Consider the following 23,408-nt stretch of genomic DNA (forward strand, 5'->3'; position numbering starts at 1 on the left):
CCGGCCCGTCCCCGGCCCGTCCCCGGTCCGTCCCCGGTCCGTCCCCGGCCCGTCCCCGGTCCGTCCCCGGTCCGTCCCTGTTCCGCTCCGCCGAACGGCCCGTACGCCACGGTGTACGGGCCGTTCGTACGCCGTGGGCGGCCCTACGGCGCGTCCGCAGCGCGCCCCCGGCCGTCCCGCCTGCGCACCGTCCGCGGGCCGGCCACCCGGGCGCCCAGCGCCTCGACGCGGGCCCGCAGGCCGCGGTCCGCGGTGACCACCAGGCAGTCCCGTCCGCCGCGCTCGTCCGCGACCAGTTCCACGATCCGGTCGTCGCCGCTGCCGTCCGCCGGCACCACCCGCACCCCGTCGACCGAGGTCACCCCGCGGGCCGCGCCCTCCACCACCAAGACCAGCTCCAGGGGCGGGGCGACCAGCCCCGGCAGCCCCTCCGCGGCGTACCCGCACAGGGCGTCCCGCAGCCGCTCCGCGGCGCCGTGCCGGTCCCGCCACCAGCCGTCGGGCACCGAGCCGACGACGTTGGCGGCATCGACGATGACCAAGGAGTCCATGCCTCCACCCTGCCATGCCGTACACAGGGAAAGGCGCGGGCCGGCTCCTTCGAGCCGACCCGCGCCTTGGCACGGCCATGGCCTTACGCGGGCACGCTCGCCACGCCGGGGGCCAGGAACTTCTTGCCGATCACCCGCTCGGAGACACCCGCGCGGTCCAGGTACGGCGTGATGCCGCCCAGGTGGAAGGGCCAGCCGGCGCCGGTGATCAGGCACAGGTCGATGTCCTGCGCCTCGGCGACCACACCCTCGTCCAGCATCAGGCCGATCTCCTGTGCCACCGCGTCCAGGACGCGGTCGCGGACCTGGTCCTCCGTCAGCACCGAGTCGCCCTGCTTGAGGAGCGCGGCGACCTCGGGGTCCAGCTCCGGCTTGCCGGAGTCGTAGACGTAGAAGCCGCGCTTGCCGGCCTCGACGACGGCCTTGAGGTTCGGCGAGACCTTGAAGCGGTCCGGGAAGGCGCGGTTGAGCGTCTCCGAGACGTGCAGGCCGATCGCCGGGCCGACCAGCTCCAGCAGCACCAGCGGCGACATCGGCAGACCGAGCGGCTCGATGGCCTTCTCGGCGACCTCGACCGGGGTGCCCTCGTCGATGACGTTCTGGATCTCGCCCATGAAGCGGGTCAGGATGCGGTTGACGACGAACGCCGGGGCGTCCTTCGTGAGCACCGCGGTCTTCTTCAGCTTCTTGGCGACACCGAAGGCGGTGGCCAGCGAGGCGTCGTCGGTCTTCTCGCCGCGCACGATCTCCAGCAGCGGGAGGATCGCGACCGGGTTGAAGAAGTGGAAGCCCACGACCCGCTCGGGGTGCTTGAGCTTCGAGGCCATCTCGCTGACCGACAGCGAGGAGGTGTTGGTGGCGAGGATGGCGTGCGCCGGGGCGACGGCCTCCACCTCCGCGAACACCGTCTGCTTGACGCCGATCTCCTCGAAGACGGCCTCGATGATGAAGTCCGCGTCGGCGAAGCCCTCGGCCTTGTCCAGCACACCGGTCACCAGGGCCTTGAGGCGGTTGGCCTTGTCCTGGTTGATCCGGCCCTTGCCGAGCAGCTTGTCGATCTCGGCGTGGACGTAGCCGACGCCCTTGTCGACCCGCTCCTGGTCGATGTCGGTCAGCACGACCGGCACCTCCAGGCGGCGCAGGAAGAGCAGCGCCAGCTGCGAGGCCATCAGACCGGCGCCGACCACGCCGACCTTGGTGACCGGGCGTGCGAGGTTCTTGTCCGGTGCGCCGGCGGGCCGCTTGGCGCGCTTCTGCACCAGGTTGAACGCGTAGATGCCGGAGCGCAGTTCGCCGCCCATGATCAGGTCGGCCAGCGCCTGGTCCTCGGCGTCGAAGCCGGCCTGCAGGTCACCGCTCTTGGCCGCGGCGATGATGTCCAGCGCGCGGTAGGCGGCCGGGGCGGCCCCGTGCACCTTGCCGTCGGCGATGAACCGGCCCTTGGCGACGGCCTGGTCCCAGGCCTCACCGCGGTCGACCTCGGGGCGCTCGACTGCCACGTCGCCCTTGAGGACCTTCGCGGTCCAGATCAGCGACTGCTCCAGGAAGTCCGCGCCCTCGAAGATCGCGTCCGCGATGCCGAGGTCGAAGACCTGCTGGCCCTTGAGCTGCTTGTTCTGGTTGAGCGAGTTCTCGATGATGACCGAGACGGCCTTGTCCGCGCCGATGAGGTTCGGCAGCAGCGCACAGCCGCCCCAGCCCGGGACGAGACCGAGGAAGACCTCGGGCAGCGAGAAGGCCGGCAGCGCCTGGGAGACCGTGCGGTAGGTGCAGTGCAGACCGACCTCGACGCCACCGCCCATGGCAGCGCCGTTGTAGTACGCGAAGGTCGGTACGGCGAGCGCGGCCAGCCGCTTGAAGACCTCGTGGCCGCCCTTGCCGATGGCGAGGGCTTCCTCGTGCTTCTTCAGCAGCTCGACGCCCTTGAGGTCGGCGCCGACGGCGAAGATGAACGGCTTGCCGGTGAGGCCGACGCCGACGATGTCGCCGTCCGCGGCCTCCTTCTCGACCTGGTCGAGCGCGGCGTTGAGGTTCGCCAGCGAGGCCGGGCCGAAGGTGGTCGGCTTGGTGTGGTCGAAGCCGTTGTCGAGCGTGATGAGCGCGAACCGGCCCGCGCCGTACGGCAGGTCGAGGTGGCGGACGTGCGCCTGGGTGACGACCTCGTCGGGGAACAGCTCGGCCGCACCCTTCAGGAGTTCGGCGGTGGTGGTGGTGCTCACTTGTCGCCTCCGGCGTCCTTGTGGTTCGGGTTCTCCCAGATGACCGTCGCGCCCATGCCGAAGCCGACGCACATGGTGGTCAGGCCGTAGCGGACCTCCGGCTGCTCCTCGAACTGGCGGGCCAGCTGCGTCATCAGCCGGACACCGGAGGAGGCCAGCGGGTGGCCGAAGGCGATGGCGCCGCCGTACTGGTTGACGCGCGCGTCGTCGTCCGCGATGCCGTAGTGGTCGAGGAAGGCGAGCACCTGCACGGCGAACGCCTCGTTGATCTCGAACAGGCCGATGTCACCGATGCCCAGGCCCGCCTTGGCGAGCGCCTTGTCGGTGGCCGGGATCGGGCCGTAGCCCATGACCTCCGGCTCGACGCCGGCGAAGGCGTACGACACCAGACGCATCTTCACCGGGAGGTTGTTCTCCCGGGCGAAGTCCTCGGAGGCGATGATCGAGGCGGTGGCACCGTCGTTGAGGCCGGCGGCGTTGCCCGCCGTGACGCGGCCGTGGGTACGGAACGGCGTCTTCAGACCGGCGAGGTTCTCCAGGGTGGTGCCCGGGCGCATCGGCTCGTCGGCGGTGACCATGCCCCAACCGGTCTCGCCCACCTCGGCGTTGGTGTTGCGCACCGAGATCGGGACCAGGTCCTGCTGGACCTTGCCGTTGGCGTAGGCCTTGGCCGCCTTCTCCTGCGAGCGCACGGCGTACTCGTCGGCGCGCTGCTTGGTGATCTGCGGGTAGCGGTCGTGGAGGTTCTCCGCCGTCATGCCCATGAACAGGGCGGACTGGTCGACCAGCTTCTCGCTGACGAAGCGCGGGTTGGGGTCCACGGCCTCACCCATGGGGTGGCGGCCCATGTGCTCGACACCGCCCGCGATGACGGCGTCGTACGCGCCGAAGGCGATGGAGCCCGCGGTGGTCGTGACGGCCGTGAGCGCACCGGCGCACATGCGGTCGATGGAGTAGCCGGGCACGGACTGCGGGAGGCCCGCGAGGATGCCGGCCGTACGGCCGAGGGTCAGGCCCTGGTCGCCGATCTGGGTGGTGGCGGCGATGGCGACTTCGTCGATCTTCGCGGGGTCCAGGGCCGGGTTGCGGCGCAGCAGCTCCCGGATGGCCTTCACGACGAGATCGTCGGCGCGGGTCTCGTGGTAGATGCCCTTCGGGCCCGCCTTGCCGAACGGGGTGCGGACGCCGTCGACGAAGACGACGTCCCTAGCGGTACGAGGCACGTTGGCTCTCCTCCAGGTGCGGGATGGCGCTGCTGCGTGGGCGCCCCGAAGGGCGCTTCACACCGACATGCTACTTACGGGTAACCAGGCTGCACACCCCCACCGCCATGAGCGGTGAAGGTCACACCGGATGGAGGCGCGGAGGCCTGCGTGCCGGGATCGCGACCGATCGAGCAGGGTGACCGAAAAGGGCCGAATGCGGTCGGGTCCTGGCGTAATTCGTACGTTCCTGCACTTAGAGTGCGTGCATGGATACGAAGAGTAGCGATGTGGTGACGGTCCGTCGGCTACCGGCCGTGCCCCGCACCCTCGGCCTGGTCTGCGCCGTCGTCGCCGCCGGCGCGCTGCTGGCGGGATGCGGCAGCGAACACGCGGACGGCGGCCAGGACCACGTCAGCGCGGTCCCCTCGCGGGAGGTGGCCGCCTCGGCCGGCGCCCACGCCAGCCCCACGCTCACCGCCGACCAGGCCCGGCGCAAGGCGCTGATCCCGGCCGCCAAGGTGGACTACGCGCACGCGCTGCGGGCGGCGGTGGCGGCCGTCCCGTCCTCGGAGCCGCTCGCGGCCGACCTCAAGGGCACGGCCAACAGCCCCTATTGGCAGACCGCGGTGGCCACCTCCGACGGAACGGTGAACCAGGTCCGCGTCGACGCGGTCACCGGCAAGGCCGGCCAGCCGCGCACCGAGTCGGACGACACCGACGACAAGCAGCAGCTCGCGGCCCGGCTGAACAAGGCCACCGTCACGGCCGAGGAGGCGGCGCAGACCGCCACCGAGAAGACCAAGGGCACGGTCAGCGCGATCGAGTTGGGCACCGCCGACAACGGCAGCGACGCGGTGGTCTGGTCCGTGGACGTGGTGACCACCGACGACTGGAACCAGACGCACTACGAGATCGACGCGACCAACCGCAAGGTGCTGCGGATGCAGGTCGACCAGGACTGACACGGACCGGCCGGGGCCGGGGAACCGTGTCCCCGGCCCCGGCCGGCCCGTGCGGCTGCCTCCGGGGCGGCCCGTTTCAGTCCGCGTCCGGGTCCGTCAGCAGGGCGTCCGTGAGGAGCGGCGTCACCTGCTCGATCTGCCAGGGGCGGGCGCCGTGGCCGGCCAGGACCGCAGCCACCGTGTCCGGGGTGGGGTCGGCCGGCGGCTCCCAGCACAGCCGGCGCACCGTGTCCGGGGTGATCAGGTTCTCCTGAGGGAGGTTCAGGCGCTCGGCGAGCCCGGTGACCGCGGCGCGGGCGGCCGACAGCCGGGCCGCGGCGGCCGGGTCCTTGTCGGCCCAGGAGCGCGGCGGCGGCGGGCCGTTGAGCGGCTGGCCGGGCTGCGGCAGCTCGTTCTCGGGCAGCGCGCGGGCACGGTCGACGGCGGCCTGCCACTGCTCCAGCTGCCGGCGGCCCATGCGGTGCCCGAAGCCGGACAGCCCCGCGAGGGCGTGGCTGTTCGGCGGCAGGTGCAGCGCCGCCTCCACGATCGCGGCGTCCCCGAGCACCTTGCCGGGGGAAATGTCGCGCCGCTGGGCGATCTGGTCGCGGGCCGTCCACAGCTCACGGACGACCGCCATCTGGCGCCGCCGGCGAACCTTGTGCATCCCGGAGGTGCGGCGCCAGGGGTCCTTGCGGGGCGGTGGCGGGGGAGCGGAGGCGATCGCCGCGAACTCCTGCCGGGCCCACTCCAGCTTCCCCTGCCGCGTCAGCTCCTCCTCCAGCGCGTCGCGCAGGTCCACCAGCAGCTCGACGTCGAGGGCGGCGTAGCGCAGCCAGGGGTCGGGCAGTGGGCGGGTGGACCAGTCGACGGCGGAGTGGCCCTTCTCCAGGGCGTAGCCGAGGACGTTCTCGACCATCGCGCCGAGGCCGACGCGGGCGAACCCGGCCAGCCGCCCGGCCAGCTCGGTGTCGAACAGTCGGCTGGGGGCCATCCCTATGTCACGCAGGCACGGCAGGTCCTGGCTGGCGGCGTGCAGTACCCACTCGGCGTCGCCGATCGCCTCGCCCAGGGCCGACAGGTCGGGGCAGCCGACCGGGTCGATCAGCGCGCTGCCCGCGCCCTCCCGGCGCAGCTGGACGAGGTAGGCGCGCTGGCCGTAGCGGTAGCCCGAGGCCCGCTCGGCGTCCACCGCCACCGGGCCCGTACCGGCCGCGAACGCGGCCACGACCTCGGCGAGCGCCTCTTCCGTGGCGACCACCGGGGGGATGCCCTCACGGGGCTCCAGGAGAGGGACCGGCGCCGGGCGGAGATCCGGAGGAGGGTCTCCGGCTGCTCGCAGTGTCGTGTCTGTCGTCTCTGCTGCGGTGTTTTGGGCGTCGGTCACCAGTCAAGGGTATCTGTGTATGCACGTCGCCCGTCGAGGGAACGTTCCCTCGACGGGCGAGCGGGTCGCGTGAAGTCGGTCGAATTCAGCTGAAGCGGTCAGTGGATGATGCCGGTGCGCAGGGCGACCGCCACCATTCCGGCCCGGTCGCCGGTGCCGAGCTTCCGGGCGATCCGGGCGAGGTGGCTCTTGACGGTCAGCGCCGACAGCCCCATCGACACGCCGATGGCCTTGTTGGACTGGCCCTCCGCCACCAGCCGCAACACCTCGACCTCACGGCCCGACAGCTCGCGGTAGCCACCCGGGTGTCCGGGGGCACCCGGCGGGCGGCGCTGCAGCCGGGCCGCGTTGGCGCCGATCGGGGAGGCGCCGGGGCGGCCCGGGATGCCCAGGTTGGTCCGGGTGCCGGTGACGACATAGCCCTTGACGCCGCCGGCCAGGGCGTTGCGCACGGCGCCGATGTCGTCGGCGGCGGAGAGCGCGAGGCCGTTGGGCCAGCCGGCCGCCCGTGTCTCGGACAGCAGGGTGAGGCCGGAGCCGTCGGGAAGGTGGACGTCGGCAACGCAGATGTCGCGCGGGTTGCCGACGCGGGGACGGGCCTCCGCGATGGACGACGCCTCGATCACGTCCCGTACCCCGAGGGCCCACAGGTGGCGGGTGACGGTGGAGCGGACGCGGGGGTCGGCCACGACGACCATGGCCGTCGGCTTGTTCGGGCGGTAGGCGACCAGGCTCGAAGGTTGCTCGAGGAGAACAGACACCGGGCCTCCTGGGGGGAGTGGCGAGGGACGGAAGCCGACTTGGGGGAGCCGGAATGATCCGTGTTTGAAGGGTCACTGACCTCTTCGGCAGCAATCCTGGGGAACTTTAGACTTTGATCACGATTTAGTTAGGGGCAATTCGGGCAAATCGGATGGGTGATCGATCAGGTGTGGGCACGGAGTGCATACCGAGGTGATCAGAGCCGTACGCGAACGTGATCAGTACGGACGGGAGGGTGCGGGCCCGCGGGCGCGCCCGGTGTCACCGGCCTCAGCGCGGTTGTGCACCACGACGCTGCGGCAGCGGTACCACCCCGCCGCGCGGCGCCACCTCCAGCGTGGCCGGCGGCAGCCCGGCGACCTGGCACAGCAGATCGCACCACGCCGACAGGTGTGCCGCCAGATCCGGCACCCCGCCGGGCCCCTCGACCGGAGTCCAGGACGCCCGGATCTCGATCTGGGTCGCCGGCTCGCGCGCCGCCAGCCCCCCGAAGTAGTACGACCCGGCCCGGGTCACCGTGCCGCTCGGCGCGGCGTACCGCACCGAGCGGGCATCCAGCGCACCCGTCAGCCACGACCAGGACACCTCCGGCAGCAGCGGGTCGGCGCCCATCTCCGGCTCCAGCTCCGCCCTCGCCAACGTCACCACGCGGAAGGCGCCCTGCCAGGTGTCGTCGCCCGACGGGTTGTGCAGCAGCACCAGCCGGCCGTCCGCCAGGTCCTTGTCCTCGCCGCCCGGCCCCTCGCCGTGCTCGACGACCGCCGCTTCCAGGGCGTACGCATAAGGGGCGAGCCGCTTGGGTGCGGGCGTCGGGTCGATCTCGATCTCCGGCCGGAGTCGGGCCGTGCGCAGCGCCTCGACCGCCTTACGGAAGGGGATCGGGGCCTCGTCCGCGCTGTCCGCGAGGTGTTCGTGAGCCGCAGCCATGCCCGGAAGCGTAGGCGGAAGACGACCCGCATACGGGGAGGACACCCGGTGCGCGCGTCGCCCATTCGGAGGCCCCCTTGCGCGCATGCGAAGATTTGGGCCGTGAGCGCCAACGACAGCCCCCGGGGCCAGCAGCAGACCGCTACGTACGACTCGGCTTTCCTCAAGGCCTGCCGGCGGGAGCCGGTGCCGCACACACCCGTGTGGTTCATGCGCCAGGCCGGGCGCTCACTGCCCGAGTACCGCAAGGTGCGCGAGGGCATCGCGATGCTCGACTCCTGCATGCGGCCCGAGCTGGTCACCGAGATCACCCTGCAGCCCGTGCGCCGGCACGGCGTCGATGCCGCCATCTACTTCAGCGACATCGTCGTCCCCCTGAAGGCCATCGGCATCGACCTCGACATCAAGCCCGGCGTCGGCCCGGTCGTCGAGAACCCGATCCGCACCCGCGCCGACCTGGCGCAGCTGCGCGACCTGGAGCCCGGAGACGTGTCCTACGTCACCGAGGCCATCGGCCTGCTCATCCGGGAGCTGGGCGAGACCCCGCTGATCGGCTTCGCCGGCGCGCCGTTCACGCTCGCCAGCTACCTCGTCGAGGGCGGCCCGTCCCGCAACCACGAGCGCACCAAGGCCCTGATGTACGGCGACCCGCAGCTGTGGGCCGACCTGCTGGACCGCCTCGCCGAGATCACCGCGGCGTTCCTCAGGGTCCAGATCGACGCCGGGGCGAGCGCGGTCCAGCTCTTCGACTCCTGGGTCGGCGCGCTCTCGCCCGCCGACTACCGCCGCGCCGTGATGCCGGCCTCCGCCAAGGTCTTCCGCGCCGTCGAGGGCCTGGGCGTGCCGCGCATCCACTTCGGCGTCGGCACCGGTGAACTCCTCGGCCTGATGGGCGAGGCCGGCGCGGACGTCGTCGGCGCGGACTGGCGGGTCCCGATGGACGAGGCGGCCCGCCGGGTCGGCCCCGGCAAGGCGCTCCAGGGCAACCTCGACCCCGCCGTGCTGTTCGCCCCCCGCGAGGCCGTGGAGACCAAGGCCCGCGAGGTGCTGGACGCGGCCGCCGGGCTGGAGGGCCACATCTTCAACCTCGGCCACGGCGTGCTGCCCAGCACCGACCCGGACGCGCTGACCCGCCTCGTCGAGTACGTCCACACGCAGACGGCGCGCTGAGCGGCCCCGCGGCGGACCGGGGCCGGGGCGCCCGGCGCCCCGGCCGGCGGGGTCAGGCGCCCGCCGCCCGCACCGCCGCGGTCGCCTTGCGGGCCGCGACCAGCACCGGGTCCCAGACCGGGGAGAACGGCGGGGCGTAGCCCAGGTCGAGGGCGGTCATCTGCTCCACCGTCATCCCTGCGGTGAGGGCGACCGCCGCGATGTCCACCCGCTTCCCGGCGCCCTCACGGCCGACGATCTGCACCCCGAGCAGCCGGCCGGTGCGGCGCTCGGCGAGCATCTTGACGTGCATTGGGCGGGCGCCGGGGTAGTAGCCGGCGCGGTTGGTGGCCTCCACGGTGACGGTGACGAACCGCAGCCCGGCGGCGTCCGCGTGCCGCTCCAGCAGCCCGGTCCGCGCGATCTCCAGGTCGCAGACCTTGCTGACGGCGGTGCCGACCACCCCGGGGAACGTCGCATAGCCGCCGCCCACATTGGCCCCGATGACCTGGCCGTGCTTGTTGGCGTGGGTGCCCAGCGCGATGTGCCGGGTGTGGCCGGAGACCAGGTCGAGGACCTCGACACAGTCGCCGCCGGCCCAGACGTCCTCCCGGCCGCGGACCCGCATCGCCAGGTCGGTGAGCAGCCCGCCGGAGTCGCCCAGCGGCAGCCCGGCCGCCGCGGCCAGCGTGGTCTCCGGGCGTACGCCCAGGCCGAGCACCACCACATCGGCCGGGTACTCGGCGTCCTCGGTGGTCACCGCCCGGGCCCGGCCCTCGGTGTCGGTGAGTACCCCGGTGACGGTCGCCCCGCGCACCGTCTCGATGCCCAGCCCGCACATCGCCTCGTGGACCAGTGCGCCCATGTCCGGGTCGAGGGTCGACATCGGCTGCGTACGCTGCTCCAGGACCGTGACCGCATAGCCGCGGTGGACCAGTGCCTCGGCCATCTCCACCCCGATGTAGCCCGCGCCGACCACCACCGCTCGCCGGCCGGTGGACCGCTCCAGGGTGTCCAGCAACGCCCGGCCGTCGTCCAGGTTCTGCACCCCGTGCACACCCGGCGCGTCGATCCCCGGCAGGCGGGGCCGGCGCGGCCGGGCGCCGGTCGCCAGCACCAGCTTGTCGAAGCCGGTCCACGACTCCCGGCCGCCGTTGTCCAGCTCCCGGGTCCGCACCCGGCCCCGGTCCAGGTCGAGTTCGGTGACCTCGGTGCGCATCCGCAGATCGATGTCCCGGGCCCGGTGCTCTTCGGCGGTGCGGGCGATCAGCGCGTCCGGCCCGTCGACCACCCCGCCCACCCAGTACGGGATCCCGCAGGCCGAGTACGAGGTGAAGTGGCTGCGCTCGAACGCGGTGATCGCCAACTCGTCGGGTTTCCTCAGCCGCCGCGCCTGTGACGCCGCGGCCATCCCCGCCGCATCGCCCCCCACGACCACCAGCCGTTCCGCCGCCATCTCGAACTCCCTCTCGTCGCTTACTGCTGCCCTGTGTGGTCCGCCGTGGCGGGTCGTTCCGAGGACCCCGCCGCCCGCCCGGCGCGCGCTCCGTCACGGTACGGCCGGCGGGCCGCTGTGCCGTGGCTTCAGGACGGGTAGGCGGCGGGCGTGGCGCGCATCGTCGTCCAGCGGGCCGAGGTGCCCCTCTTCGCGGTGGGGGTCCCCGACGGCCGGGGCGTCGGCCTTGGCGGCCAGCCGTTCCCCGTACGCGTCGTGGAGCGAGGCGTGGACGAGGTGGCGTCCCGCGGTCATGCACACCCGGCTCTGTAGGCGGCCTTGCCCTGGATGCTGCCGGCCTCCCGGACGATCCATGCGCCGGTCTCCGGCTCATGGGCCCGTGTTGGTGGTGCGGCCGGGGTCGGGGGCTGACGGGCGGTTGCGGTCCCGGCCGGTGGGCTCAGCGTTCCAGTACGAGCGCGAGCCCCTGCCCCACGCCGATGCACAGGGCGGCGAGGCCGGTGCCCGAGCCCAGGGCGGCGAGCTGGTGGGCGACCGCGCCCGCCAGGCGTGCGCCGGATGCGCCCAGGGGGTGGCCGATGGCGATGGCGCCGCCGCGTGGGTTCACCACCGCGGGGTCGAGATCCGGCCACTGGCCGATGCAGCCCAGCGCCTGGGCCGCGAACGCCTCGTTGAGCTCGAAGGTGGCGAGGTCGGCGAAGCCGCGGCCGGAGCGGTCCAGGGCCCGCCGGACCGCCTCCACCGGCCCCAGCCCGAACAGCTGCGGCTCGACGCCGGTCACCGCGCTCGCGCGGAGACGGGCCAGCGGCTCCCGCCCGGTGGCCCGCAGCCCCTCCTCGTCCACCAACAGCAGGGCCGCGGCCCCGTCGTTGAGCGGTGAGGAGTTGCCGGCCGTGACCGTGCCTCCGGCCGGGCGGAAGGCCGGCTTCAGCTTGGACAGGGACTCCAGCGAGGAGCCCTCCCGGATGGTCTCGTCGCGGGGCAGGTCCACCCCGGGGTAGGCCACCACCTCCGCGTCGTAGCCGCCCTCCCGCCAGGCGCGTACCGCCTTCTGGTGGCTGGCCAGCGCGAACACGTCCTGCTGCTCGCGGGTGATGCCGTGCTGGTCGGCGATCAGCTCGGCGCCCTCGCCGAGCGCGACCGTCCACTCCGGGCGCATCCCGGGGTTGACCATCCGCCAGCCCAGCGTGGAGGAGAACATCTCCTGATGGCCCGCGGGGAACGCCCGCTCGGGCTTGCGCAGCACGTACGGCGCCCGGCTCATCGACTCCACCCCGCCGGCCACCGCGATGTGCGCATCGCCCTGTGCGATGGCCCGGGCCGCCTGGATGACCGCCTCCAGGCCCGACCCGCACAGCCGGTTCACGGTCACACCGGGGACGGTCACCGGCAGCCCGGCCAGCAGCACCGCCATCCGCGCCACGTTCCGGTTGTCCTCACCGGCGCCGTTGGCATCGCCGAAGCAGACGTCGTCGATCCGCGCCGGGTCCAGCTCCGGTGTGCGGTCGACCAGGGACTTCAGCACGTGGGCGGCGAGATCGTCCGGCCGGATGCCGGCCAGGGCGCCGCCGTACTTGCCGACGGGGGTCCGTACCGCATCGACGATGTACACATCCCGCAGACGTGACTCGGTCATCAGGCGCTGCCCTCGCTGTCCCGGTATCGACGGACGGCGGACGGTACGAAGATCGCCGCCCACCGTCCCGAGTCTTTGCCCGCCCCGCTCGGCTGTCAACGGGGTGCCCGGTCATCCACGTCCGCCGCGGCGGTGCTGACGGCGGCCCGGTACCGGGTGCCGCCTAGTGGTGCCCCGTTGGTGGCCGCCGGGCCCACCCGGGCGGCCGTCCGAAGAGCGAGAACCGGTCGGGGTCCTGTCGGTGGGCTTTGAGAGAGTGGGGGCATGAGCGAGCACAGCGAGGTATCGGCATGAGTACGGCGCACCCCACCGGTGGCCGGGAGGCCGGCGGTGCCCCGTCGGTGGTCGTCGTCGGAGGCGGTATCTCCGGGCTGGCGGCGGCGCACCGGCTCCTCGACGGCGGCGCCCGGGTGACCCTCCTGGAGGGCTCGGACCGGCTGGGCGGCAAGTTGCGCGCGGGCCGGATCGCGGATGTACCGGTCGACCTCGGGGCCGAATCGATGCTGGCCAGACGGCTGGAGGCAGTGGAGCTGGCCCGCGCCGTCGGGCTCGGCGACCGGCTCCAGCCGCCCACCAACGCCACCGCCGCGCTGTGGACCCGCGGGGCGCTGCGCCCGATGCCCAAGGGGCACGTCATGGGCGTCCCCGGAGACCTCGCCCCGCTCGCCGCGTCCGGAGTGGTCTCCCCGGAGGGGCTCGCCCGCATCGAGGAGGACGCGCGGCTGCCGCACACCGAGGTCGGGGAGGACGTTGCCGTCGGCGCGTACGTGGCCGAGCGGCTAGGCCACGAGGTCGTCGACCGGCTCGTCGAGCCGCTGTTGGGCGGCGTCTACGCGGGCGACGCCTACCGGATCTCCCTGCGCGCCGCCGTCCCGCAGCTGTTCGAGGCCGCACGCACCCACCGCTCCCTGCTCGACGGCGTACGGGCCCTCCAGGCGCGGTCCGCCGACACCTCCCACCGGACCGGCCCCACCGCCTCCGGCTCCGTCTTCATGGGCATCGACGGCGGCATCGGGACCCTGCCGGGGGCGGTCGCCGACGCGGTACGGGCCAAGGGCGGCGAGATCCGCACCGGCACACCGGTCACCGCGGTCCGGCGGACCGCCGATGGCTGGCGGATCGTCCTCGACGGCGCCGAACTCACCGCCGACGCGGTCGTCCTGGCCACCCCGGCGCCCGCCGCCGCCCGCCTCCTCGGCGCCGTCTGCCCGCCCGCCGCCACGGAGCTGACCACCGTCGAGTACGCCTCGATGGCCCTGGTCACCATGGCGTTCCGCCGCGCCGACCTCGACCGGGACCTCACCGGCAGCGGCTTCCTCGTCCCGCCGGTCGACGGCCGCAAGATCAAGGCCGCCACGTTCGCCAGCAACAAGTGGGGCTGGATCGCCGGCGCCGACCCCGACCTGCTGGTGCTCCGCACCTCTCTCGGCCGGTACGGCGACGAGCAGGACCTGACCCGCGAGGACGCCGACCTGGTCGCCCTCTCCCGCGCCGACCTGCGGGAGGCGGCCGGGCTGACCGCCGCACCGGTCGACTCCCGGGTCACCCGCTGGGAGCACGGACTGCCCCAGTACCCCGTCGGACACCTGGAGCGGGTGGCCCGCATCCAGGCCGCCGTCGCCCAGCTGCCCGGCCTGCGGGTGTGCGGCGCGCTCTACGAAGGCGTCGGCATCCCGGCCTGCGTCGCCTCGGCGCGCAAGGCCGCCGACGACGTCCTCGCCACCCTCCGGCCGGCCGGCCTCCCCGGCGAGTGAGAATGGACGACATGACAGACGCTTCCACCCCCGCATCCGCACCGCAGACCCCTGCGGTGCCCGAGAAGGCCCCGCACGCCGGCAAGAAGGCCAAGGACCTCAACGAGGTCATCCGCTACACCCTGTGGTCGGTGTTCAAGCTGCGCGACGTCCTGCCCGAGGACCGCAGCGGCTACGCCGACGAGGTCGAGGAGCTGTTCGCGCAGCTCGCCGCCAAGGACGTGGTGGTCCGCGGCACCTACGACGTCTCCGGTCTGCGGGCCGACGCCGACGTGATGATCTGGTGGCACTCGGAGAGCTCGGACGCCCTCCAGGAGGCGTACAACCTCTTCCGCCGCACCCGGCTCGGCCGCGCGCTGGAGCCGGTGTGGTCCAACATGGCGCTGCACCGCCCCGCCGAGTTCAACAAGTCGCACATCCCGGCGTTCCTCGCCGACGAGCGCCCCCGCGCCTACGTCAGCGTCTACCCCTTCGTGCGCTCCTACGAGTGGTACCTCCTCCCCGACGAGGACCGCCGCCGGATGCTCGCCGACCACGGCAAGATGGCCCGCGGCTTCCCGGACGTGCGCGCCAACACCGTGCCGTCGTTCTCGCTTGGCGACTACGAGTGGGTGCTGGCCTTCGAGGCCGACGACCTGTACCGCATCGTCGACCTGATGCGGCACCTGCGCGGCTCCGAGGCGCGGATGCACGTCCGCGAGGAGATCCCGTTCTACACGGGCCGGCGCAAGGAGGTCGCGGAGCTGGTGGCGGGCCTGGCGTGATGCGCCGGGCCGCGGCCTGACCGCGGGCACGGCAACGGGCCGCCCCTCGAGGGACGGCCCGTTCCGCTCTCTGCCGGCCGGAGACTTCTCCGGCCGGTTGCTTCCCTGACCGGATGCTTCCCGGCTGGTTACTTCCCCGGCAGCGCGTGCTGCGCCCGGGTCACCGTCTGCCCCGGTACCGGCTCGGGGCGCGGCGCGCAGTACACCCGGCGCGAGGGGATCTTCCCGCGCAGCAGGTAGGCCTCGGCGAAGTTGTTGACACAGGCGTTGTCGTTGAAGGCGATGCCGTGGGTGCCCGCACCGTTCTCGGTGACCAGGGAGGAGCCCGGCAGCCGCCGCTGCAGTTCCAGGGCCCCCCGGTACGGCGTGGCCGCGTCCCGCTCGGCCGCCAGCAGCAGCACCGGCGGCAGTGCGCCCGGCCTGGTGCGGATGTCCAGGGGGTGGCGCTGTCCGCGGAGCGCACCGTCGAGCGCGGTGGTGGCGGCGTGGTGGGTGGCGTCCGACAGCTCCTGGCCGGCACCGTGCTCCGCCCGGCGGATCGCCTCCTGGACACCGGCCTCGGCCGACTCCGCCCGGCTCGGCCAGTAGGCGCACGGCAGGTTCATCCAGGCGTTGTCCCAGGTCTCGAACGGCGCGATCCGGGCGACCTGGGTGTTGTCCCGGTCCCAGGTCCTCCAAGACTGCGGCCAGGGCGCGTCATTGCACTCCACGGCGGTGTAGACGGCGTTGGCGTTCTCCTCCTCCTTGGCACCGTCCGTCCGCGGCAGGGCCTGGGCGATCAGCGGCTTGGGGTCGCCGTGCAGGAACTTCGAGAGCGCCTCGGCGCGCATCGGCCAGAAGGCGTCGGTGTAGCCGGTCTTGAGGAAGGCCGATTGCAGCTGGCCGGCGCCGATCGTGCCGTTGACCGGGTGGCCGCGCAGCTTCCGCGCGGCGGTGTCGTACGCCCGCTGCACTGCCTGCCCGGTCCTGCCCAGGTGGTAGCGACCGTCGTGCTTGGCGACCCAGCGCAGCCAGTCGCCCCAGCGCCGCTCGAAGGCGATGTTCTGGTCGAGGTTGTTGCGGTACCAGATCTGCCGGGGATCGGGGTTGACCACACTGTCGAAGAGCATCCGCCGGACGTGGCCGGGGAAGAGCGTCGCATAGACCGCGCCGAAGTACGTCCCGTACGAGGCGCCCATGTACGTCAGCTTCTTCTCGCCCAGCGCGGCCCGGAGCATGTCCAGGTCGCGGGCGTTGTTGACCGAGTTGTAGAACGGCAGCGCCGAACCGGCCCGGCGGGCGCAGCCCCGGGCGTAGGCCTGCGCCTGGGCCCGCTTCCTGCGCTTGAACGCCGCGTCCGGGTGCACCTGGCTGTCGGTGGGTACCTTGGCGAACTCCTTGGGGTCCTGGCACGACAGCGGCGCCGAACGGCCCACACCGCGCGGCGAGTAGCCGACGAAGTCGTAGGCGCGGGCGATCTTGCTCCACTTGGGGAGCGTGCCGTAGAGCGGGAACTCCAGGCTCGACGCGCCGGGGCCGCCGGGGTTGAAGACCAGTGAGCCCTGCCGCTCGCCGCGCGCGGTGGCGCGGATCCGGCTGACGGTCAGCTGGATCTTCCTGCCGTCGGGGCGCGCGTAGTCGAGGGGGACGGTGAGCCGGCCGCACTCGACGGACGTCGGCAGGTGTTCCACCGGCGCGCAGCGGCCGAACTCGATCCGGTGCGCCACGGGGGCCGGCGGCGCATCGGGCGCCGTCGTGGCCCCGCCCGCCGGGGCGGTGGCCAGGGCGGACGCGATCAGCGACCCGATGGTGCCGTACAACGCAAGTGCTCTCACTGGCCGTCCCTTCGTGTGTGCATACAAAAGGGATATTTGGGTCGGTGAATGGCGAAGTAAAGCACCTGGTGCCGGTGTCGGACGCTATGCCCCGGAAGAGTGGAGCGCGGCGCGCAGGGCGGGGTCGGTGAGGGCGGTGGGGCCGTGCAGCGCCAGGGTGATGAGGGAGGAGAAGGGGGAGCGGGAGCCGGGGGAGGGGGCGGTACCGGCCCGGCCGGGCAGCCGCCGTTCGCCCGCCCCGGTGGCCCAGTCGCGGTACGGATGGAGCTCGAAGCGGGCCACCGCGAGGGTCCCCACGACGAGGATCAGGGGCAGTGCGAACCAGCCCAGCAGCACCCCGGTGTCCGCTCCGGAGGGCGCCGCCCAGAGACTCGCCGCGGCCGACAGCGCCACCACCAGTGCCGCGCCCTGGACCTGGCGCACCGCGGTGCGGATGCCGCGGGCCGCGGCGGGCAGCGCCAGCCCCGCGGCCACCAGCCGGTCGCCGACCTCCCGCACCGCCTCGTCGGCCACCAGCGCGTCCCGGACCTCCGGTATCCGGCACTGTCCGTCGGGGCCGATGGCGCTGAGCGTGGCCCGCTCGACCGGGTCCAGGCCGACCGGGTCGACGACGGTGGCCCAGCCGGTGTGGGCGAGCAGCAGCCTCCGCTGCTGGGCCATGAGCACCAACACCACATCGGCGAGCCGGTGCGGGCCGCCGGACAGATAGGCCACCTCGTAGAGGGTCAGCTCCGACGCGGGCCGGTCGGTCGCCTGCGGATCCGGGGAGACGAAGGGAGGCGGCACGGACGGTCCCGTGACGCGGGCGAGGGCGACGGCGGCACGGCAGATCTGCGCACAGGTCAGGACCGCCGCCACACAGGCGACGAGGAAGAAGGGCAGCCACATAGGAGGTTTCTTACGGCACGATCCGGGGAAGCGCCATGATTTTTCGCCCCATGTGGCGCACCTCCCGTCCCTCTCACCCCAGGCGGCCGGGAGCGCTACGCGCGTCAGCTGCCGCCGCAGCCACCGCCCCCGCACGACGACCCGCCCCCGCACGACGAGCCGCCACCACACCCCGAACCTCCCCCACATGACGATCCGGCGCCGCAGGACGACCCGCCGCAGCCCGATCCCGACCCGCCGTCGGACCCGCCACACCAGCCGCCGCCGTCGCCGCCCGTACCACCACCGGAGTCCCCGCCGGACGACGAGGGCGCGCCCGCGCCGGCCGCAGCCGCCCGGTGCGCCTCCTCGAACTGCTCGCGCAGCAGCTCGTCCGCGACCAGCGCGGTCCCGCCGAGCGCCACCGCCAGCCCGACGGACTCCCAGGCGGCACCGTCGGCCGGCTCGGGATGCGCCGCCTTCGCGGCACGCAGCGCCGAGGAGCCCGCCGTGGTGATCCGCCGGGTGAACGCCTTCCGACACCACGAGCCCACCACCAGCCCGCCGATCATCGCCGGTACGACCGCGACGACCACCGGCGGGTCCGCCATGCCCGCCGTACCGGACGCCGGCAGCGCGGCCAGGAACACCACCCCGCACGCCACCATGTGCACCAGCGCCAGCCGCCGCCAGCCGGGCTGCGGACGGCGCATCAGGCCCCGCGCCGCCAGCCGGTCGCCGACGCCCTGGACCCCCGGGCTGCGCATCGCCGCGGCACGCACCGTGGCCAGCGCCCCGCCGGGCGTCCGGGCAACCGCGTCCAGGACGGCCTCCTCCACCGCGTCCCGGGCGGTGGCCTGCCGTACGGTCACCACGCCGGGGCCGCCCACCACCAGCCGGCCGTCCTGGTGCATCTGCGCGATCACGGCGTCCACCAGCCGCGCGGGGCCGCCGGCCAGAAAGGCCATCTCCCAGACGTCACGGGTGAGTGCGTCCGTCTTGCCCGCGGACGGCGTCGCCAGCCGCATCCGCACCACGCCGGCCACCAGCACCAGAGAAGAGAGGCCCAGCCCGGCGTACACCCACTGTGCGAAGGACACCCCGGTCACCTCCTGTACAGCGCGTCGCGCAGCGTACGGGTGAGTCGGGCCAGGGGCCGCGCGGACGGCGGCGTGGGGCCCGCGCGATCCCGCCACCAGCGGGTCAACCGCTGCCGTGCGGCCGGGTCTTCGGGGCGTGCCTGGGCCAGCAGATGGGCCGCGAAGTCCAGGGCGTCCCGGCGGTAGCCGCCGGCCATCGGCCGGTTCCGGGCGTAGTCGAGGAACGCCGCTCGGTAGTCCGCGCCGAGGATCTCCGGCAGTTCGGGCGCGACCGTGGTGACCACCGAGGCCCGCTTGGCGACCAGGGCCCGGCTCTGCACCCGCAGCCGGGCGCGGTCGAAGCCCTCGGGCGCCGGGGTGCCGGCGACCAGCGCGGACAGCAGCGCGGCCTGTGCCAACGCCAGCCGCTGACGGGCCGGTTCGGTGCCGGCGCCGGTCTCCGGCGCGGCGGGCTGTGGGGCGTGGGCCCGCGGCGCCCCGGTCCGGGCCGCGGAGCCCTCCGGTATGAGGTGCGACGGTGCGGATGTCTCCAGGACTGATGTCTCCGGTACGGATGGCTCGGGTGCGGAGGCCGCGGACGCCTCCGGTAGGTGGTGTGACGGCGCGGACGACTCCAGTCCGGAGGGCGCGGACGTCTCCGGTGCGGAGGGCGCGGACGTCTCCGGTGCGGAGGGCGCCGGTGGCGGAGTCTCCGCCGTGGACCGCTCCTGTACTGCCTCAGGCTGCCTGCGCATGACCGGCCTCCCTCAGCACCGCACGGATCGCGTCCAGCTCCCCGGCCAGCTCCCCGCCCTCGGGGAAGTCCTCGTCCCGCTCCAGCAGCACCCCGGGCGGGGCGACCCGGGCACACAGCTCGGCGAGCACCTCCAGCACCGGCCGGGTCACCGGGTGGGCGTGGCTGTCGTGCCACACCCCGTCCCGCTCCACCCCGCCCGCGACATGGACGTACGCGATGGCCTCCACTGGCAGCTCGTCCAGGGTGACGGCGGGGTCCTCGCCGCGGTTGACGTGGTTCGTATGGAGGTTGGCGACGTCGATGAGCAGTCGCACCCCGGTCCGCTCCACCAGTTCCGTCAGGAACTGCCCCTCGGTCAGCTCCTCGCCCGGCCAGTTGATCAGGGCTGCGATGTTCTCCAGGGCCAGCGGCACCGGAAGGGCGTCCTGCGCGATCCGTACGTTCTCGCAGAGCACCTCCAGCGCGTCACGGGTGCGCGGCACCGGCAGCAGGTGCCCGGCCTCCATCACGGGTGAGGCGGTGAGCGGCCCACCGGCCCGGACGAAGGCGAGGTGTTCGGTGACCAGCGGGGAGCCCAGCGCCTCGGCGCGCTCGGCGAGTGCGGCCAGCCGGCCGGGGTCCGGGCGGTCCGCGCCGCCGAGGCCCAGCGAGACCCCGTGCGGGACGACGGTCGTGCCGCGCCCGCGCAACTCCGCAAGGGCGGGCGGCAGATGGTCCGGGCAGATGTTCTCCGCCACCACCTCGACCCAGTCCAGGCCGGGCAACTCCGCTATCTCCATGGCGATCTCCGGCCGCCAGCCGATTCCGGTACCCAGGCGCTCCATGGCTCCCCCTCTCGCCGGGTGGTCGGGGTACTCATGGCCGTGTCGTACCACGCCGAATCCTACGGCGGCCGACTTCAGAGGTTGATTTGAGCTTCGTACGCGCCGCCGCGGACGGTCGGCTGGTCGAGGCCAGCCCGACACCGGCCCCGCCTCGACACCGGCCCCGCCTCGACACCGGCCCCCGACACCGCCCCCTGATACCGGCCCCGCCCCTGACGCGCGGGGCGGTCCCGGCAGGCGCGGTCAGCGGCACAGGGCCGTGTCCACGACCTTCTCCGCGTGCTCCATGGCTGCCTCGTCGGTCGGCTGGAGGGTGACCGCGACGTTGGCGGCGCGGCCGTCGTCGGTGGCTCCGCCCCGGGTCTCGTACCCCGGGAGACTGCCGCCGTGGCCCCAGTAGACCCCGCCGCACGACAGCGGCGTGCTCACCAGCCCCAGTCCGTAGCGGGCGCCGGAGCCGAAGTAGTCGGCGGGAACGGTGGTGCGCATCTGGGCGAGCTGGGCCGGCGGGAGGAGGCGGCTGGCAAGGAGCGCGGTGAAGAACCGGTCGAGGTCGGAGCCGGTGGAGATCATCTGGCCTGCCGCCCAGGCCCAGGAGGGGTCCATTTCCGTGACATCGCGCAGAGGCGCGCCTGCTGACTCCCTGTCGTAGCCCTTGGGATGGGGTTCCCGGAGGGTCATGTCACCGGGTGCCGGGAAGTAAGTGTGGTGCAGCCCGATGCGTTCGATGATGCGCTGGTCCATCTCCTCGGCGAGGGGGCGGCCGGTGACCTTCTGGACGATCAAGCCGGCCAGTACGTAGTTCGTGTTGCTGTACTCCCACTTCGCCCCGGGCTCGAAGTGAGCCTTGTGCCGGAGAGCGATGCCGAGGAGCTCGCGGGGCTCGAAGTACCGTGGCTGGAGGTCGTAGTCGGTGTAGTTGGGAAGTCCGCTGGTGTGCTGCAGGAGCTGACGGACGGTGATGCGGCGTCCGTCGATCCCCTCCCCGCGTACCAGGCCCGGCAGATAGGTGTCGACCGTGGCGTCGAGGCCGATCTTCCCTTCCCCGACCAGTTGCAGCACGACCACCGCGGTGAACACCTTGGTGTTGCTGCCGATCCGTACCTGCCCGTCCTTCGGCACCTTCGAGCCGGTGGCCACGTCGCCGACCCCCGCGGTGTAGGTACGGGTGCGGCCTGTGCGGTCCTGGACGCTCGCCAGCGCGGCGGGCAGACCGTCGGTGCGCACCAGCGCGTTCAGGCCCTGCTGGACGGTGTCCGGCCTGGCGGCGGCAAGCGCCGTGGGCGGCGCCAGGGCGCTCATCGTCATGATGCCGACGGCCATCGCGGCCACGGCCGGCACGGCTCTGCGCCGGCCGCTCCGCCGCCGTCCGGAAGAACGAAGCGGGTCCCCTGCCCGTCCGGAAGAACGAAGCGTGTCCCCTGCCCGTCCGGAAGGACGAAGCCCTTGCCATGCCTGCTCACGCACGTGCCAACTCCTGTGGAATCGTTGGGTAACCAGCGGTATGTGCTGGGCCCAGCTTTTCCGGGTGCGGCGACCTGCGGCGATCCTGCTACCCGCCCGCCCCGGGTAGGGCTAACCCCCGGTGCGCCCAGCCGATGGGGACGGGGCGGGGACGCGGTGCCCGCGGCGCCGGGGCAGGCGGGCGCGCCTCACCCACCGTGCGGCGGCAGCGCCCTCCGCAGCGCGGGGTGGTCGGCGACGACCGCGCACGATCCGGGGACGACCATCAGCCTCCACGGCGTGATGTAGGCGCTCCGAGTCCAGCTAGGGAAGAGCAGTCCACGCGCATGGGCTACTCATGGGAGGACCCGGGAAGGGCGTTCGCGCGGGACTCATAGGCCGTGATCGCCCGCCTGGCAAGCCGCCGGGGTATGGCTGGCAACGTTGGGGCAGACTGCTCTATCTCCTGCCACTCGGATGACATGGTGTCGATGTCCGAGTCACGCAGCCGCTCGTCATTGACCTTCGCGAGATCCACCCGACGGCGAAGGGACGCATACTGCACAGCAGCATCACGATGGCGTGAAGCCAACTCCGGGTAGTTCCAGACCAGTTGTCCGGCGCCGAGCGCCGCTGCTACCAGGCTGAAGGCACCAGCGGCAACGCGTACGGTGGGCGAGTCCGAGCTCGACAACGAGGCGAAGATCGCAGTACCCACGACGGTCGACAGCATCGCCGTGGCGAGCCCCGTGATGCGACTCCACCGGCTGAACCGTTCCGATGCGATGTTGTGCGCGACATGAAGCACCTGTAGGCCCTTCGACCATCGTTCCAACAATTCCAAACGGCCCGAAGCGGCGTGCGCGTCCGCACCCACGAGTCCCCCTCAGCGACACGACATGCGATGCCCAGTGCGTGCATCCATCTCGCCTCACCGCTAGGCGCTCGTCAACCATGCCCCGCCTCTCAGCGGAGGCAGTGAGACACCACACGGCTCCGCCTCCGGCACCTCACGCCCCGCCTGCCAGGCCTCACGAGGCTCGGCGGTCGGTACTTTCACTGAGGCAGCGGCGGCAGCGCCCTCCGCAGCGCGGGGTGGTCGGCGACGACCGTGCACGATCCGGGGACGACCTCCGTGAAGCCCGCATCCCGTACCACCGGCAGCCCGCTGCGGGTCAGCTCCGCCCACTGCGCGGGCTCCGCGGACCGTACGGCCAGCGCGAAACCCGCCTCGCGCCAGGCCGTCCGCGCCTCCTCGGGCAGCTCCCACCAGGCCAGTTGCGCGCCATGGCCGGTCTGCGCCATCTCCTTGCCCGCCGACATCTCCAGCCCCGGATTGAGCCACAGCACCGGCAGGCCCTCGGTGGGCGCCGCGGGCGGTTCCGGATCGTCCAGCTCCGTGCCCGACACCTGTAGCCGCGCCAGGTCCTTGGGCCAGCCGTCCAGCGGTACCGGAGGAAAGACCCGTACCTCCGCGCCGTCGCCGACGACCGTGATGCCCGGCAGCGCCTCGGCCCGCCGCCACTCCGCGCCGCGCGCCCGCCGTACCACCTTCCGGATCCGGGCGTCCTGCCAGTCCCGCACCGCCTGCGCCCACGGGCCGTCCCCGGCCGCCCGCTCGTCCGCCAGCAGCACCAGGACCGCCCGCGCGGCCGTCTCCAGCGCATCGGTACGCGCCGGTGGCTCGGCCCGCTCCATCCGCACCACGAGCGGCAGGACGAACTGCGGTGCCGCGTCCCGGTCGGACTCTCCGTGGCGGAACGGGCTGCTGGAGCTGTTGCCGGGCGGGCCGGCGGACTCGGTGCTGGTCACGTGCCCAGTCTGCCAGCCGCCACCGACAACGCCGCCGCGGTACCGGAGGCCGGCCGCTCCG

At 73.2% G+C, this 23,408-nt stretch carries 18 protein-coding genes and 2 pseudogenes; 4 read left to right on the forward strand and 16 right to left on the reverse strand.

Annotation, left to right across the window (positions count from 1 at the left end; genetic code table 11):
- Positions 1–143: 143 nt before the first annotated feature.
- The 3 genes from AB0G84_RS26465 to AB0G84_RS26475 form a co-directional block, all read right to left on the reverse strand.
- Positions 144–551, reverse strand: a complete 408-nt coding sequence (locus AB0G84_RS26465; protein WP_361325645.1) for an NTP pyrophosphohydrolase — start codon at positions 549–551, stop codon at positions 144–146.
- 83 nt (positions 552–634) lie between these two features.
- Positions 635–2,770, reverse strand: a complete 2,136-nt coding sequence (locus AB0G84_RS26470) for a 3-hydroxyacyl-CoA dehydrogenase NAD-binding domain-containing protein (RefSeq protein WP_361325647.1) — start codon at positions 2,768–2,770, stop codon at positions 635–637.
- Positions 2,767–3,993 carry an acetyl-CoA C-acyltransferase gene (locus AB0G84_RS26475; protein ID WP_361325650.1) on the reverse strand — a complete coding sequence of 409 codons (1,227 nt, stop codon included), beginning with the start codon at positions 3,991–3,993 and terminating at the stop codon, positions 2,767–2,769. The genes AB0G84_RS26470 and AB0G84_RS26475 overlap by 4 nt, the downstream gene beginning before the upstream one ends.
- A 248-nt stretch (positions 3,994–4,241) precedes the next feature.
- On the opposite strand from AB0G84_RS26475, the gene AB0G84_RS26480 reads away from it, so the two are divergent.
- Positions 4,242–4,937: a PepSY domain-containing protein gene (locus tag AB0G84_RS26480; RefSeq protein WP_361325653.1), complete on the forward strand. Its 696-nt coding sequence runs from the start codon at positions 4,242–4,244 to the stop codon at positions 4,935–4,937.
- A 76-nt stretch (positions 4,938–5,013) separates the two neighbouring features.
- Here AB0G84_RS26480 and AB0G84_RS26485 read toward each other — a convergent pair whose 3' ends face one another.
- The 3 genes from AB0G84_RS26485 to AB0G84_RS26495 form a co-directional block, all read right to left on the reverse strand.
- On the reverse strand, positions 5,014–6,303 hold the full coding sequence (locus AB0G84_RS26485) for a ribonuclease D (RefSeq protein ID WP_361325656.1): 1,290 nt from the start codon (positions 6,301–6,303) through the stop codon (positions 5,014–5,016).
- Positions 6,304–6,401: 98 nt separating this feature from the next.
- A complete protein-coding gene (locus AB0G84_RS26490) occupies positions 6,402–7,064 on the reverse strand; it encodes a response regulator transcription factor (RefSeq protein WP_361325659.1) in 663 nt (220 codons plus the stop codon).
- A 271-nt stretch (positions 7,065–7,335) separates the two neighbouring features.
- Positions 7,336–7,992 carry a DUF3000 domain-containing protein gene (locus AB0G84_RS26495; RefSeq protein WP_361325662.1) on the reverse strand — a complete coding sequence of 219 codons (657 nt, stop codon included), beginning with the start codon at positions 7,990–7,992 and terminating at the stop codon, positions 7,336–7,338.
- Positions 7,993–8,094: 102 nt separating this feature from the next.
- On the opposite strand from AB0G84_RS26495, the gene hemE reads away from it, so the two are divergent.
- Positions 8,095–9,162, forward strand: a complete 1,068-nt coding sequence (hemE, locus tag AB0G84_RS26500) for a uroporphyrinogen decarboxylase (protein WP_361325665.1) — start codon at positions 8,095–8,097, stop codon at positions 9,160–9,162.
- A gap of 52 nt (positions 9,163–9,214) precedes the next feature.
- Here hemE and AB0G84_RS26505 read toward each other — a convergent pair whose 3' ends face one another.
- The 3 genes and pseudogenes from AB0G84_RS26505 to AB0G84_RS26515 all read right to left on the reverse strand — a co-directional run bounded on the left by AB0G84_RS26505 (position 9,215) and on the right by AB0G84_RS26515 (position 12,233).
- Positions 9,215–10,597 (reverse strand): FAD-dependent oxidoreductase, encoded by a 1,383-nt coding sequence (locus tag AB0G84_RS26505; protein WP_361325668.1) that lies wholly within the window; start codon positions 10,595–10,597, stop codon positions 9,215–9,217.
- 153 nt (positions 10,598–10,750) lie between these two features.
- Positions 10,751–10,906, reverse strand: a pseudogene (locus AB0G84_RS26510) (aldehyde dehydrogenase family protein); the annotation flags it as partial.
- A gap of 130 nt (positions 10,907–11,036) precedes the next feature.
- Positions 11,037–12,233 (reverse strand): thiolase family protein, encoded by a 1,197-nt coding sequence (locus AB0G84_RS26515; protein WP_361325671.1) that lies wholly within the window; start codon positions 12,231–12,233, stop codon positions 11,037–11,039.
- Positions 12,234–12,523: 290 nt separating this feature from the next.
- Here AB0G84_RS26515 and hemG point away from each other — a divergent pair, with 290 nt between their 5' ends.
- Together hemG and hemQ are read left to right on the forward strand one after the other, a co-directional pair.
- Positions 12,524–13,987: a protoporphyrinogen oxidase gene (gene hemG, locus AB0G84_RS26520; protein WP_361325674.1), complete on the forward strand. Its 1,464-nt coding sequence runs from the start codon at positions 12,524–12,526 to the stop codon at positions 13,985–13,987.
- Between the two features lie 11 nt (positions 13,988–13,998).
- Positions 13,999–14,751 carry a hydrogen peroxide-dependent heme synthase gene (hemQ, locus tag AB0G84_RS26525; RefSeq protein ID WP_361325677.1) on the forward strand — a complete coding sequence of 251 codons (753 nt, stop codon included), beginning with the start codon at positions 13,999–14,001 and terminating at the stop codon, positions 14,749–14,751.
- 128 nt (positions 14,752–14,879) lie between these two features.
- Here the strand turns inward: hemQ and AB0G84_RS26530 are convergent, their stop codons facing one another.
- The 7 genes and pseudogenes from AB0G84_RS26530 to AB0G84_RS26560 all read right to left on the reverse strand — a co-directional run bounded on the left by AB0G84_RS26530 (position 14,880) and on the right by AB0G84_RS26560 (position 23,347).
- A complete protein-coding gene (locus AB0G84_RS26530; RefSeq protein WP_361325680.1) occupies positions 14,880–16,565 on the reverse strand; it encodes an alpha/beta hydrolase in 1,686 nt (561 codons plus the stop codon).
- Positions 16,566–16,649: 84 nt separating this feature from the next.
- Positions 16,650–17,453, reverse strand: coding sequence for a TIGR04222 domain-containing membrane protein (locus AB0G84_RS26535; protein WP_361325683.1), 804 nt, complete (start codon positions 17,451–17,453; stop codon positions 16,650–16,652).
- 104 nt (positions 17,454–17,557) lie between these two features.
- The gene (locus tag AB0G84_RS26540; RefSeq protein ID WP_361325686.1) at positions 17,558–18,532 is read right to left on the reverse strand and encodes a TIGR04222 domain-containing membrane protein; all 975 of its coding nucleotides are present in this window, start codon (positions 18,530–18,532) and stop codon (positions 17,558–17,560) included.
- A 332-nt stretch (positions 18,533–18,864) separates the two neighbouring features.
- Positions 18,865–20,092 (reverse strand): annotated as a pseudogene (locus AB0G84_RS26545) (DUF692 family multinuclear iron-containing protein); the annotation flags it as partial.
- A gap of 243 nt (positions 20,093–20,335) precedes the next feature.
- On the reverse strand, positions 20,336–21,415 hold the full coding sequence (locus AB0G84_RS26550; protein ID WP_361325797.1) for a serine hydrolase domain-containing protein: 1,080 nt from the start codon (positions 21,413–21,415) through the stop codon (positions 20,336–20,338).
- Between the two features lie 472 nt (positions 21,416–21,887).
- On the reverse strand, positions 21,888–22,412 hold the full coding sequence (locus tag AB0G84_RS26555; protein WP_361325688.1) for an SLATT domain-containing protein: 525 nt from the start codon (positions 22,410–22,412) through the stop codon (positions 21,888–21,890).
- A gap of 179 nt (positions 22,413–22,591) precedes the next feature.
- On the reverse strand, positions 22,592–23,347 hold the full coding sequence (locus AB0G84_RS26560) for a peptidyl-tRNA hydrolase (protein ID WP_361325691.1): 756 nt from the start codon (positions 23,345–23,347) through the stop codon (positions 22,592–22,594).
- Positions 23,348–23,408: the final 61 nt, after the last annotated feature.

The sequence above is a fragment of the Streptomyces sp. NPDC020742 genome, assembly GCF_040641675.1.
Classification (GTDB): Bacteria; Actinomycetota; Actinomycetes; order Streptomycetales; family Streptomycetaceae; genus Streptomyces.